The 13,273-nt window shown below is 48.0% G+C and carries 12 protein-coding genes; 6 read left to right on the top strand and 6 right to left on the bottom strand.

What is annotated here, in order from left to right; all coding sequences use genetic code 11:
• Positions 1-49: 49 nt before the first annotated feature.
• The 3 genes from C7R93_RS08870 (at position 50) to C7R93_RS31105 (ending at position 1,893) form a co-directional block, all read left to right on the top strand.
• Positions 50-679 carry a hypothetical protein gene (locus C7R93_RS08870; RefSeq protein WP_106838484.1) on the top strand — a complete coding sequence of 210 codons (630 nt, stop codon included), beginning with the start codon at positions 50-52 and terminating at the stop codon, positions 677-679.
• A gap of 140 nt (positions 680-819) precedes the next feature.
• Positions 820-1,209: a hypothetical protein gene (locus C7R93_RS08865; protein WP_244191484.1), complete on the top strand. Its 390-nt coding sequence runs from the start codon at positions 820-822 to the stop codon at positions 1,207-1,209.
• A 549-nt stretch (positions 1,210-1,758) separates the two neighbouring features.
• A complete protein-coding gene (locus C7R93_RS31105) occupies positions 1,759-1,893 on the top strand; it encodes a winged helix-turn-helix transcriptional regulator (protein ID WP_412679449.1) in 135 nt (44 codons plus the stop codon).
• 56 nt (positions 1,894-1,949) lie between these two features.
• On the opposite strand, the gene C7R93_RS08855 is transcribed toward C7R93_RS31105, so the two are convergent.
• Positions 1,950-3,341, bottom strand: a complete 1,392-nt coding sequence (locus tag C7R93_RS08855; RefSeq protein WP_106838482.1) for an MFS transporter — start codon at positions 3,339-3,341, stop codon at positions 1,950-1,952.
• A gap of 108 nt (positions 3,342-3,449) precedes the next feature.
• Positions 3,450-3,875 carry a MarR family winged helix-turn-helix transcriptional regulator gene (locus C7R93_RS08850; protein WP_088910000.1) on the bottom strand — a complete coding sequence of 142 codons (426 nt, stop codon included), beginning with the start codon at positions 3,873-3,875 and terminating at the stop codon, positions 3,450-3,452.
• Positions 3,876-4,045: 170 nt separating this feature from the next.
• On the opposite strand from C7R93_RS08850, the gene C7R93_RS08845 reads away from it, so the two are divergent.
• Positions 4,046-4,699 carry a glycosyltransferase gene (locus C7R93_RS08845; RefSeq protein ID WP_106838481.1) on the top strand — a complete coding sequence of 218 codons (654 nt, stop codon included), beginning with the start codon at positions 4,046-4,048 and terminating at the stop codon, positions 4,697-4,699.
• A gap of 65 nt (positions 4,700-4,764) precedes the next feature.
• Here the strand turns inward: C7R93_RS08845 and gcvPB are convergent, their stop codons facing one another.
• From gcvPB to C7R93_RS08830, 3 genes are read right to left on the bottom strand one after another with little or no spacing between them, the layout of a single operon-like run.
• Positions 4,765-6,354, bottom strand: a complete 1,590-nt coding sequence (gcvPB, locus tag C7R93_RS08840; protein WP_106838480.1) for an aminomethyl-transferring glycine dehydrogenase subunit GcvPB — start codon at positions 6,352-6,354, stop codon at positions 4,765-4,767.
• Positions 6,355-6,376: 22 nt separating this feature from the next.
• On the bottom strand, positions 6,377-7,762 hold the full coding sequence (gene gcvPA, locus C7R93_RS08835; protein ID WP_106838479.1) for an aminomethyl-transferring glycine dehydrogenase subunit GcvPA: 1,386 nt from the start codon (positions 7,760-7,762) through the stop codon (positions 6,377-6,379).
• A 52-nt stretch (positions 7,763-7,814) separates the two neighbouring features.
• On the bottom strand, positions 7,815-8,597 hold the full coding sequence (locus C7R93_RS08830) for an SDR family NAD(P)-dependent oxidoreductase (protein ID WP_017246688.1): 783 nt from the start codon (positions 8,595-8,597) through the stop codon (positions 7,815-7,817).
• 262 nt (positions 8,598-8,859) lie between these two features.
• On the opposite strand from C7R93_RS08830, the gene C7R93_RS08825 reads away from it, so the two are divergent.
• Positions 8,860-10,614 (top strand): sigma-54 interaction domain-containing protein, encoded by a 1,755-nt coding sequence (locus C7R93_RS08825; protein WP_106838478.1) that lies wholly within the window; start codon positions 8,860-8,862, stop codon positions 10,612-10,614.
• Positions 10,615-10,671: 57 nt separating this feature from the next.
• Entirely contained in the window at positions 10,672-11,451 is a 780-nt protein-coding gene (locus tag C7R93_RS08820; RefSeq protein WP_106838477.1) for an arylamine N-acetyltransferase family protein, read from the top strand.
• Positions 11,452-11,841: 390 nt separating this feature from the next.
• Here the strand turns inward: C7R93_RS08820 and C7R93_RS08810 are convergent, their stop codons facing one another.
• On the bottom strand, positions 11,842-13,269 hold the full coding sequence (locus tag C7R93_RS08810) for a M23/M56 family metallopeptidase (protein ID WP_106838475.1): 1,428 nt from the start codon (positions 13,267-13,269) through the stop codon (positions 11,842-11,844).
• Between the last annotated feature and the right edge of the window lie 4 nt (positions 13,270-13,273).

The following is a 13,273-nucleotide window of genomic DNA, read 5'->3' as shown; positions in this document are numbered from 1 at the left end:
ATAATCATTTTGTGTTTAAAGTTTCTGATAATATACAGGAGGATAAAAAATGAATATTAAGAAACTTTCTTTCGCAACTCTCTTACTTAGCAGTTTAGTTGTATCTGGAGCTGGTTCTGCACTCGCAGTATCTCAAGGTGAGACTATTAAAATAGGTAACCTAAAAATCGTTGAACGTGTATATGAGAACCCAGTAGAGTATGATTTTACAGATGCCCTTACAAAGAGTGATTCATCTAAGATTGGTCCCTTAGGCAATGATATGACTGGCAAAGTGTATGAAATGTCTAAGAAGGACCTATACAAATCAAAATCTTATGAAGCTGATATTGAAAATGATAGTAACGAAAATGATTCCTTTTCAAGAAAGGTTACAAGAAAAACCTTTCTGACTGGAAAAATAGGTGTGGAGGCTGAGACGAAAGTCAATTGGAGGATAATAGAGGGGAAAGTTGGGATTAATGCAGAAGTTTCATTTGGAGAAGAAGACATTATAGAAACAACCCACAGTTGGGTCATACCAAAGCGTACGATTACAACTGTTGAATACGGATCAAAAGCCGTAAAAACAACTGGAAGCTTAAACGAATATTTTCAAGGCAGAGTAGTAGATTCTAACTACGTTAACGTCAAATACTCGTACAAAGAGTATTCTAGTAAAAAATCAAAAGATCTATGATCCGACCTCTCCATATGCTTCTCCTTCTGTTCATAGTTCTTCTTAGTGGTTGTAGCGAGGGTAGTTCATCAGGAACAGTCCCTAAAGAGAAGTCATATGTAAGCGTCTACGATTATTTCGAAGAAATTACAGGGGAGAATTTGAAAACATCCGTGCTTCAAATAACAAAAAACGGTAATTCGGCAGAACTCACGTTACGAATCTTAATTTCGGACGATTTGAGAGAAAAAATGATGCATACGGAAAAACCCATTTACTTTTCGTTTGCAGATATGCCGGGTAACGAGACCATTAAAAATTTGCTTGCTGAGACTCCTTCACTCGTTCAAATTGAGTTAAACAGTAAAGAGAGTCGGTATACGATTTCGCAACAGCTAAAGCTAAAAGAAAATTTGACAGATGCTGATAACCAGGCGCTATTGTCTCCAGCTAATTACCGATTTCAGGTCATAAACGAAGAAAAGCTCTCTGTAGCTAGTTTTATGGGTTTAGAATATTCGTTACTTCCTGAAGATAATCGGAAGCAATAAAATCGCTTATTACGATTTGTACTTCATGTTGCAAACGTGGCCACACCCCGCATGTATTCTTTTGGGGGTATCGCCAACCAAATATCATCAAACCTATGCTGACTTGGATGTAATAAAAAGCTCGATTTCCTGTACGCTAAGGAACTCGAGTTTTTCATATTGGCGGTACCCTGGGTAGTAGCAGCCATTGTTCTCTGGAATACAGTACTTGAAGTGAGCGATACAGGCGTTGACAGAACGAGGAGAATTGATCGATGACAATCTATTACGTTCGTACGATTATTTCCGTTTCGTGAGGTGCCCCCGAAGTAATACTAAAGTTTGGCAGGTGAATAGCTTGGATAATTTAGTAATAAATGAAGGGTGTTCTGTCGGTGAAATTAAACTAAATATGCGCGAAGAAGAAGTGCAACAATACATTCAGCAATATAAGGAAAAATGGTTTAATCCTAGAACATCCTTTCATAGGAACTTTCGCTGTGAATATGATTCAGAAGGAAGGCTAATTTATATAGAAGTTGTAAATGATTTGAAAAGACAGTACGACATGTGTACCCGACCGTACCGCCTAAGGTGGAATACTCGTTAACGGACTTTGGCAAAAGCGGTTCCTATCTTGGAGCAGTTGATAGGAGTCGGAGAACAGTATATATCCAGACCAAAAAAGAAAGACATGCCCCCTGAAAAATAAGCACAGGAGGCATACCTACCCTCTCTACACGAGTACAGGATACCTTCACTCAAGGTGTCCTTTTTTCTTGAAAAGGTACTGAACCTGTCGCCAGTCGAGCAGCAGATACCAACCCCAGTATGACGATGAACGTCTGAAGGAGTAGGGAAACGGTAATGCCAACGGAAAGTGAGAACTCAAATGCAGTCATCACAGATACAATGGCTCCTCCCACCCCAATGACAATCGCGGGCGTGAACGTATCAGCGATCGATATTTCAGCAGATACTTTTCCTTCTTCACCAGGTTTTGCAAGAGAAAACGCAATGGCGCCACTTGTCGGGTGAGCCAAACCGATTCCGAAACCCATGATGATCTGGCTGAAAATCGCGAGCACGATTCCGAAAAGGTCTTGTTGAATGAGTGTCAGCGGTACGGTGCCAGCGACTCCGATGAGCATAATGGCGAGACCTGTGATAATTCGTTTTTTTCGACCTGCTCCTTGGTCTCTTTTGTCCAGTTTTGCCTGTACATTGGCTGCCAGTGACCAACTAATTGCGGCAGAGGCAACAGCTAAACCAGCTTTGTCGGCAGTTAATCCTAAAATTGAAGTGAGTCCAAGGACGAGATACGTTTGTGTGCCGTAATAGGCAGCGACAAAAAGACCCCGAGATGCGATGACAGCAGGTAAGCCTGAGCGTGCAAGGAGCGTTCCTTTAGGCATCAGCTTATATAATGGGACACTGAGGGTGAGCAAACCCGCGATGGATAGCAGGAAACCGTAGATGGAGGGAATTTTGCCGAGTCCAAAGAGCAAGGCACCAGTCCCTACGGCCAAGAAAAAAGGCAGAAGAAGACTACGATTGTTCGCCACGCTTGCTTTTGGCGGTTGTAAGCCTCGGAATGAGGGGGTGGTTAAGAGTGCAGACAGAAAAATAAAGGGAAGGATCAACCAGAAGACATATCTCCACGACAACTGTTCAGCAATGATCCCTGCGACATATGGTCCAAACAGGCCTGGAAGGATATAAGCGCTGGAGAAGACAGCAAGAATTTGAGGGCGCAGGGAATCGGGGTAACGCAACGTGATCATGGTATACACGCAATTGACCAAGGCACCGGCTCCGAATCCTTGCAACACTCGCCCAAGCAGTAAAGTAAGCATATCTGGCGCGATTGCAGCCACTACAATGCCAATAGCAAAGAGCACGATAGTGACAATAAAAGGCTGGGCAGGTCCTTTTCTATCGACGAATTGACCTGTGACCACGGTTCCAATCAGCTGAGCCAACAAATAGGCGCTGAATACCCAGCCATATAGATCCTCGCCCTGTAGCTCTCGAGAAAGACCGGGGGCGATTGTCGTGACAGCCAAGCCTTCAAATGCTGTAGCAGTCACCACCAGAATAATACCGATCGTCAAAGCTCGGTAATGCGTGCTCCATATGCCTTCTGTGCTCATCATTTTCACTCCTTTTTGTATATATCTTGTCTTGAAAGTTGTTATAAAAACTGTTGTTATAACAACTAATTATATACAAAAAATGACAGCTTGCAATATGTTTTGTTTTCAAAAGTTTTTCACGTTCTCATAAATGATATTGAGTGTTCTGCGAAATTGGTTCACTTCTTCTTCGGTCAATCCTGCAATGGTTTTCTCGTACGCTTCAATCGAGGGAGGAAGGACTTCGTCTTTTAAAAGGCGCCCTTTTTCCGTCAGATAGACACGAAGGGAGCGGCGATCCTTTTTATCTGTTTCGCGATGAATGAACCCTCTTTCTTCCATGAGAAAGAGCATCCGCGCGATATTCGTTTTATCCTTATAGGTGCGTTCTGCCAACTCGTTCTGGGTCAGACCTTCTTCTTCCCATAGCACGACAAAAATCATCCACTGATCGATGGTGATGTTATACGGATTGCATACTTTTTGATAATAGTTGTTCAGTTTTAAATCCGTTCGTTTCACGATGACGCCGATATACTCATCCAATTTCATTGCAAAACCTCCTACGTTCGGTAGTCAGAGCAACTGTTGATAATGACAACTATAAGGATGCTTTTGGCAGGTGTCAATTTGCAGGGCTAATGTGTTGAACGCATGAAAAAGCCAAATTTGCTTAAAATAACAGCGGGATTCATTACATATCAGAAAAGGAGAAGGAATAAATGACTCCACTACTCAGGAAAGCAACACTGTTGATGATTTGCCTAGCTTTGTTTGGTGTACCGGTGATGGCTGTAGCCAAGGAAGCACAAAGAAACGGCCAGCAACAGGAATGCATAAAGCCGAAAGAAGTCAAATTGCAGGGGGATATGAGGAAGCTCTGGGTCGACCATATGATATGGACAAGAGGCTATCTGATCAGTGCATTAGCAGGGCTGGAAGATCAAGAAAAGGTATTGGCACGGCTTTTGCAAAACCAGGTGGATATCGGAAATGCAATCAAACCATATTATGGGGAGGAAGCAGGCAAAAAGCTGGCTGAGCTGTTAACCGAGCATATTGTGATCGCTGGCAAAATCATCGACGCAGCTAAGAAAGGCGATCAGGCAACTGTTGAAAAGCTCAACAAGGAGTGGTTTCGGAATGCAGATGATATCGCCAAGTTTTTAAGCAGTGCGAACCCTAATTGGCCCGAAAAAGATCTAAAAGAGATGATGTATACGCATTTGAAGCTGCTCTCCGATAATCTTCAGGCGAGGTTGAAAAAGGACTGGGATGCAGACATTGCTGCGTTTGATAAAGGCGAGGAGCATATTATCGCAATGGCTGATGTGCTGACAGCAGGCATCATCAAGCAGTTCCCGAATCAGTTCTAAAAGAAACTTCCCCAACGAAAAGAACGCCAGCACTTGTCTCATTCTGTGCTGGCGTTTCTTTCTTTTTATTCTTGTGCCGTCTTTTTCAAATAAGCTCTCCAAGTGATGCACCATTGATCAGGATCATCGAGCACGGATTCTAGGACACGGTGACCTGTACTATTGTGCGGCGCTGTTTTTACGATCTCCGGATTCTCATAGGCTTCCTGCGAAATATGGGTCAGTGCTGCGATGTATTCGTCGAGCTCTGCCATGGAGTAGGACTCCGTCGGTTCCAGCGTAAACGGCTCCGGCACGACGTACGGGTGGTGACTGGTCCAGTAATGGTGGGCAAAGTCGACCATGCGGCGCTGAACATCGTACGTGGTGACGCCCGTGTCTTCTTTTAGCTGCTGCCAGCTATAGCGAACCTGCTCCAGACGTCGGCCCTGGATATAGGGCGCGCTCGCACCGCGAATTTGCAGGATTTTGTGATAGAGATAGTTGTTGTTGAGGCAAGCGATTTCGGCAACTTCCTTCAAGCCGTCAGCACCAAGCGCACGGACCCAAGCGTAGGAGCGCAGGACCGCAGGTGGTACGCCGTAAAAGCTGCGGACTTTCCCGATGCTGTTTTTCAAATCACGCTTATAGAAGTAACGCTCTCCGTCGAAGTCTACGATCGGACCTGGCAGGAATGGCGCAAGCTCGGCAGTGACACCGATGGCACCTGTTGCAGGTCCGCCGCAAGCGTGTGGGACAGAGAAGGTTTTGTGCAGGTTGAAGAAGCACATGTCAAAGCCTGCTTCCAGCGCGCGGGTAATGCCGAGCAAGCCGTTGGCGTTCGCTTGGTCGTAGCAGCATAGCCCGCCTGCTGCGTGGACGACGTCTGTGAACTCCTTGATGCGGGAGTTGTAAATGCCTGTATCCTCTGGATTCGCTACTGCAAAGGCAGCAGTTCGCTCCGATACGAGTTCCTTTAGTGCTTCCAGATCGGGGTAGCCGTTTTCGTCGGCAGGTACATATATGATTTTGAAGCCTTTGACTGCGGCGGTTGCTGCTTGGGACGGGTGGGAAAAATGGGTGGTAATAAACTCGTTGCGTTGCTCACCTTCTCCGCGAGATTCGTGGTATTTGCGCACGATGGAGGCTTGGGTAAACAACGCCTGTGTGCCGCTGCCCGGCTGGAACGAGAATTTGTCCATTCCCGAAATCTCGCGCAAGTACAGATCGAGCTGATACGTCATCTCCAGCATCCCTTGGACAGTTGATTCGTCTTGCAGCGGATGCAGCTCCGCCATTTTTGGTGAGCGCACGAAGCGTTCATTGATTTTCGGGGAGTATTTCATTGTGCAGGTGCCTTGCCCAATCTCTACGTTGAAATCCGACCCCAGAACCTCCTGCGAAATGCGGGAGTAATGACGGATGACGCGGTACTGGCTGATCTCAGGCAGATTCGGGCGTTTTTTCCGGCGGAGGCTGTCTGGCAGCTGGGAGAGACAATCGCCTACGGTCTCCACGATTTGTGGTTCGACAGGTGGTACCTCGACGCCACGCTCACCAGGCTGGCTCAACTCGAAAATGACAGGCTCATCCCACTTCGCTTGGTGGAAGCGGCGTACCTTATGGTCTCTTGGAATCCGTTTCATTTTGTCAATTGTTCCTTCGGATGTTTTCATGGGGGGGCCTCCTTTTTCGTTTTTACAAAATGCTTTTCATAGCGGCAACGAGCGTATCAATATCTTCCTGGGTATGAACCTCCGTGACGCAGTAGAGCGCACATTGCCCCAATTCCGGGTAGTGTTCAGTCAAGTCAACTCCGCCGAAAATTCCTTTGGCGAGAAGGGCAGCATTGATGTCTTTGACGGTTTTGCCTGTTTGCGTGAAGTCGATCACGAACTCCTTGAAGAAAGGAGCAGCGAATTTGGCCTCGACGCCGGGAATGGCAGCGAGCTGCTTGGCTGCGTATTGAGAGCGCTGCATGATGCCTTGCCCGACTTCTTCCATGCCTACAGGTCCCATCGTCGCCAAATACACGCCTGCGGTAATACCCCATAGCGCAGTTTGTGTTCCGACGGACTCCTTGCCTTTTTCACGTTTGGCAAAAGAGGTGCGGTCGTACGCGACGTCTCCGAAGCCGTACTCGCCTTCGACTTCTGTCGGAGCGATTCCGAACAGGCGAGATGGATATTCCATGACGAAGGTCGGATCGTCATGCGTCGCGATAAAGCCGGATTGCCCGCCGCCGTAATGCATGTGTACGCCAAGCGGCTGCAAATCTCCGCACACGATGTCCGCGCCGTAATTCGCCGGGGATTCCATCACGCCGAGGGAAATAGGATCGACGCCGACAACGCAAATGGCACCGGCTCCATGAGCCAAGTCCGCGATCATCTGTCCGTTAACTTCCACGGAGCCGAGGAATGTCGGGTTTTCGAAGTAAACCGCTGCTGTATTTACGGTGAGCTTTGCTTTTAGATCATTGAGATCGAGCGTGCCTGTTTCGTTCTCGAAATCGATCAAGGTGACGGTAAGATCAGGAGACGTATAGTTTTTGATGATCAAGAGCTTGTCAGGATGAATGTTTTTCGAGATCAGAAGCTCCGTACGTTTCGTGATGCGTGCTGCCATGCGCAGAGCAGTAGAAGCAGCCTGTGCCCAGTCAAAGGTAGGAACGTTCACGACGTCCATATCGACCAGCTCTGCTACGAGGCTTTGGTACTCGAACAACGCCTGAAAGCGCCCCTTGTCTTCATAAGGCTCTCCAGCATACGCCGTCACAAACTCCGCGCGGGAGTTGATTTCACCACAGACAGCCGGAACAAAATGCGGCCAGCAGCCTGCGCCGAGGAAGCTGATATTCTCCTTTGTGGTTTGGTTTTTATTCATCAGCTTGTTGACGTGGCGCTCCAGCTCGTATTCGGTCAGCGCTTTCGGGATGTTCATTTTTTCTTTTAGGCGCAGCTCCCCGGGAATATCGGCAAAGATATCCTCGATGCTGGCAAATCCGATTTCAGCAAGCATTTTCTCTTTGACTTCAGGTGCAGAATTCGGAATATACGGGTGGGCATAACGCTGTACGCTCATCTCATGGTTCCTCCATCTCTTCGTTGGAATATTCAGTCGGAATAACGAAAAATTAAGCCAAACCGCCGCCATCGACGACCAGTACGGAACCCGTCACCCAGGATGACAGATCGCTGGCAAAGAACAGGACAGCATTGGCAATATCTTGCGGAGAACCGAGACGCTCCAGCGGACGGCCTTGGGCGGAGGAGACGAGGAATGCTCCTTCTTCTTTTTCCAGCTGGCGTGCTTCTTCACGCAAGAGTGGCGTGTCGGTATCGCCAGGTGATACGCAATTCACACGGATGTTTTCCGGACCGTGGTCTATCGCCATTGCCCGCGTCAGGTTGACGACGCCTGCTTTTGCCGCGCAGTAGGCCGCAGCCTTGTCGCCGCCCTTGATGCCCCATCCAGAGCCTGTGTTAATGATGCTGCCTCCGCCTGTTTTTGCCATGACAGGAATGACGAATTTCGAGAGGTTGTAAGCACCCTTCAAGGATACATCGACGACCAGATCCCAATCGTCCTCTTCCAGCTCGACTACTGTCTTTCTTCTGATCACGCCAGCATTGTTGAACAAAATATCGATGCGACCATATGCCTCCTCGATCGCTTGCGTTACTTCACGACAATCCTGTTGGGAAACTACATTGCATGTAAAATAACGGGCTGAGCCGCCCTCTGCTACAATTTCTTGTGCCGCCTTTTCCCCGAGCTCCTCATTGATATCAAGCAGCATGACGTTTACCCCGAATTGGGCCAGTCTTTTCGCTGTTGCAAGTCCGATACCGGAAGCAGCACCTGTCACCAAGGCTACCTTTCCTTGCAAATGGAATACTTCGTTCGTGTTTACCATGGTTGATCACTCCCCCTAGATGAAAAGTTTATAATGCAATCACTGTGCCAAGTGCGGAATGGACTCGGCCGAGTTTGCATGCTCCTTGTTTAATCGAAAAAAGCTGATTTTACGAGGTTCCGAGTGTGTGTCGTGCCGTCATGGCGGTGACAAAAGTGGCAACGAGTTGTCATTATTGACAATTGTCAGTGGTAAAATGTTTGTGAACTATCTAAATATTTCATAAAATAGAGAGCAAGGACAATAAGCAGGGAGGAAATCCATGGTTTCGTTGGATCTGTGCAAACCAGCCATCGAAAAGGTCATTACAGGCATTTCAGATATATTGAACGTAGATGCTGCGGTGATTGATGAGCGCGGCCTATTGGTCGTGAGTACGGAGCGCTACTTGAAACAAAAAGGCGAAAACGTGCATGTGCCCTCGATTGAATTCGTGTTGGCAAAAGGACAGTATGTGGTAGACAAACCAGGCTCTATGGAGATGTGCAAAGGCTGCCGGTTTCTCGACAGTTGCCCCGCCAAAGTAGAGCTGCTCTCTTCCATTAAGGTAGCCAATCATGCAATCGGGGTCGTTTCCCTCACATCCTTTACGAAGGAAGGTCAAAATCGCCTGTCCAAGCATACAGAGAAATACAAACACATCCTGACAGAAGTCAGCGAAATGATTACGGCGATTGTACAGTCCCATGCGACGAGACAGATCGAATCGTCTGATGACTCCATGCGGCTGTTAGAGGGAGCACTGGATACCCTAGCCGATGCGTATTTCACCTTTGACCGAAGTGGCAATGTCATTCACACGAACGCCAGCGCTCGTAGACTGCTGTCCCAGCATGAACTGCTGCCAGCAGAGGTTTCACGGATGTTGCTGCCGTCATTATCCGGGATGGCCGCGCATTCCTTGCCGATCGCCAATTGTCTCGTTGACAAGCTGGATGCTCCGACCGAGGCCACGCCGATCATCGTCAACAATCAGCTCATTGGTGGCGTTCTTCGCGTGCAGAGGGGAGCGTTGTCGGTTCCGCGTTTGAAGGATCTTGAAGGAAGCCGTTTATCTGGCAAAACGGATAGCCTGGCTCAAATCATTGGAAATAGTCCAGCCATCAAACAGGTCAAAGAAATGGCGAGGAAAATCAGTAACAGCAGCTCTACGGTACTGATTACTGGCGAAACAGGGACAGGCAAAGGACATCTGGCAAAAGCGATTCATGAGGCAAGCACGCGCGCCTACTATCCGTTTGTCGCAATCAATTGTGCCAGCATTCCGGAAAATCTGTTCGAAAGCGAATTGTTTGGTTACGAGGACGGTGCGTTTACTGGAGCCAAAAAGGGAGGAAAGCCAGGGCGATTCGAAATGGCCGAGGGAGGAACGCTTTTTCTGGATGAAATCGGCGATATGCCGCTCTCCTTGCAAGCCAAGCTGCTGCGTGTCTTGCAGGAAAAGGTCGTGGAACGCATCGGCGGCACGCGGTCGTTTCCCATCAATGTGCGAATCATCGCGGCGACGAACCAAAACCTGGAGGAGCTCATGGAGAAAAAAGCGTTTCGTGCCGATTTGTACTATCGGTTGAACGTCATTCCGATTCATGTCCCATCACTCGCAGAGCGCAAGGAAGACATCGAGCTCTTGGCTGTTTCGTTTATGGAAAAGTACGGGGAGCAAGCAGGGCGCACCTTCTTCGGGATAGCAAGAGAGGCGATCAACCTGCTCACGCACTATCACTGGCCGGGCAATGTGCGGGAGCTGGAAAACGCCATCGAGTACGCCATGAACATGGAGCAAGACACGGTACTGACTACCGACAGCTTGCCGCCGCGCCTTCGTGCCCGTGCTCCAGTGGCGCTTTCGCATTCCGGGCCAGATATCAAAGCGAGGGTAGCGGATGTACAAGCGGACGCGATTCGCGCCTCGCTGCAAAAGTACGGCAGCGATTTGAAAGGAAAGAAGAGGGTGGCGGAAGAACTCGGGATCGGGCTGCGCACCTTGTATCGGAAGCTGAAACTGCTTGGTATATAAGGAATTCGGGCTGAGCCTGGCGAATATTTGTGGGAGAACCTATTGGGGGGAAGAAGCATGAGTGAGCTGAATGTCTTATTTCGGAAAAGAATCGGCATGCCAGAAAGTGAAACGATCACCTTCGATACATTGGATCGCCTCCTTGATCTGACAGCATTGGCGATTCCTTTTGAAAACCTGTGCATTGTGGAAGAGGGAACATACGTAATCTCTAGACGGTCCGTCATGGAAAAGATACTGGTCAGAAACGAAGGCGGTCTTTGCTACGAACTCAATCTGATGCTGTACTTCTTCTTACTGGAAAATGGCTTTGACGCCAAGCTGATACGCGGAGTTGTTTACAGGCATGACGTTGGCGCATATTACACCATTGGCCGAACGCATGCCACGATTTTACTTACCTATGAGGGACAAACGTATTTGCTCGATACGGGCTTTGGTTCGAACCTGCCGTTAAAGCCTGTTCCGTTAACCGGAGAGACCGTTTCTTCGCGCAATGGTGAGTTTCGGATCAAGAAAGAGCAGACAGAGTATGGGGATTATGTACTCGAAATGAAGCTGCGGCACAAGGATAAGGACTGGAGGATCGGCTATACGTTTGATTCGCAGAAGCTGGTGACGGATGAAACGGAATTAAACGAGATTCAGACCATTATCGCGGAGCATGAGCAGTCTCCCTTTAACAAAAGCCCTTTGCTGACGCAGTTGACGGAGAGAGGCAATGTTACATTGACGAATAGTTCTTTTACGCAATGGGTGGATGGGGTCATGACAAAAGAGACAATTGACGATGAACGATATAAAGAGCTGGCGAAACAGCATTTTGGTTTGTCATGATTTAAATTTCCTATCAGCTGTTCTTGAGGAAAAGAGACGATACAAATGCAAGAAGTGCCACTACAATCAAGACGTTGGTTGCTTGAGGAGATAGACGCTTTACCTCCTTACCTTTATACCAGCCGCTAAACTGGAGCTTGTTTCTGTAGAGCACAAGAATCAGCAACAAATTCGCAAAAAACAACAGGAAAAACGGAGTTCCCTCCAGTGTTATCAAGAACAATTTTGATTCAACAGAAAACAGCAACCATAAGCCCGCAAACAAGATGATGATGACTCAGATCAATTCTAGTAGAAACCTGAAAAGATTCGACATGACGAGACTCCTTATTTTTATTTCCAAATAAACTCCCATCAGAGCTTTTGTTCTGATGGGGTTTATTAGTTCTACTATTGTGTCTTTACATCCTCTAAGTGCTTCATAGGATCAACAGGTATACCATTTTCGAGAACCTGAAAAGCAAGGTGCGGTCCCGTGCTGCGTCCCGAACTGCCTAACAGACCAATGAGCTGGCCTTGGGTCACAGTAGCTCCAGCGGTGACCTCCAGCTTTTCCAAGTGAGAATAAACCGTTTGATACCCGCCTTCATGCTCCAGAATGACCTGGTTGCCTTTCCCGGTTTTTGTATCGTATTCAGCCGTGACCACCTTACCAGACCCGGCTGCTTTTACCGGAGTGTTCAGGGTGTTGATGATTGAGAGGCCGGCATGATCAGTCGCGCTTCGCATTTCCCCTTCCGCTGGTACGGTGAAGGTGACCTCGTTCCCTAGTACTTTTTTTGCATCGGTCAAAGTGAAGACACCTAAAGCTAAGACGACCACGATTCCAGATACTGTCCACGTATAAGCCCGTTTTTTAAAGTGACGAATCATTTCTATTCTCCTTTTCACCTGTTTTTTGGAGCTGGAGAACCCGGCTGTGAAGCGAATCTGTTTGGGACAGGCATACAGCTCGAGCATTTTGATCATGGTGTATCCGTAGCGAGGTACCTCTGTCTCCTGCAAATAAGTCAAAGCCAAGGCATCACAAGCCATTTCCTGATCCTTACGCATGCAGGAAGCAGCGTACCATAACAGCGGGTTGAACCAGTTGAGGATCAGCAGCGCGCTCATGATGCTGTTCACGGGAATATCTCGTCTTTTCCAATGCGCCAGCTCATGCAAAAAGATGTGGCGCAGCTCATGCTCATCGAGCTTGTCCAAGAGATTTGCTGGAAGCCAGATTTGCGGTCGCCAGATCCCCATCAAGGCAGGACTTGTCATTCGATGACTCGTACGCAGGGGAATCGATTTGGTGATGCCCATCTGTTTTTGGCATTGAGAAAATACGCGCAAAATGGCTTCATTCTGTATAAACGCATCGTTTTTTAGCTGAGAGAGCAATCGGTATGTACTGAGAGTCATGGTGATAGCGAAAATAATGACACCGCTGATCCAGATGAGAGAAAGCAGGCTGATCCAGGAAAAGCTCGCGTCGTTTGCTAGAGGGATATCTGGTTGGAGAGCAGAATCATGCGGATTCAAAACCCCAGTACCGAGAACAATCGGTTCCGTAGGCGGGGGTGCTTCCTGCATGGATGTCCATGGCGAAGCAGGTAGCCAGTTATACAAACTGATAGAGCTGTCTAGCGACCAAGGAATCGCGAGCTTCCAGAGAAGGAGGAACCATACGGCGTAGTGCCAGCGGATAGGGAAATGATTTTTGCCTAGCTGCTGGCAGAGCAGGATCAGGATCACAAGAAGACTGGCCTCGATGGAGTTATACAGTGTCCACTTAAATGCTTGATTGAGGGTGAGTGTGAGCCATTGCCAATCCACCAGC

Origin of the sequence: Brevibacillus fortis (assembly GCF_003013395.1) — a bacterium.
Taxonomy (GTDB): domain Bacteria; phylum Bacillota; class Bacilli; order Brevibacillales; family Brevibacillaceae; genus Brevibacillus; species Brevibacillus fortis.
This window is presented reverse-complemented; position numbering and strand designations above follow the sequence as displayed.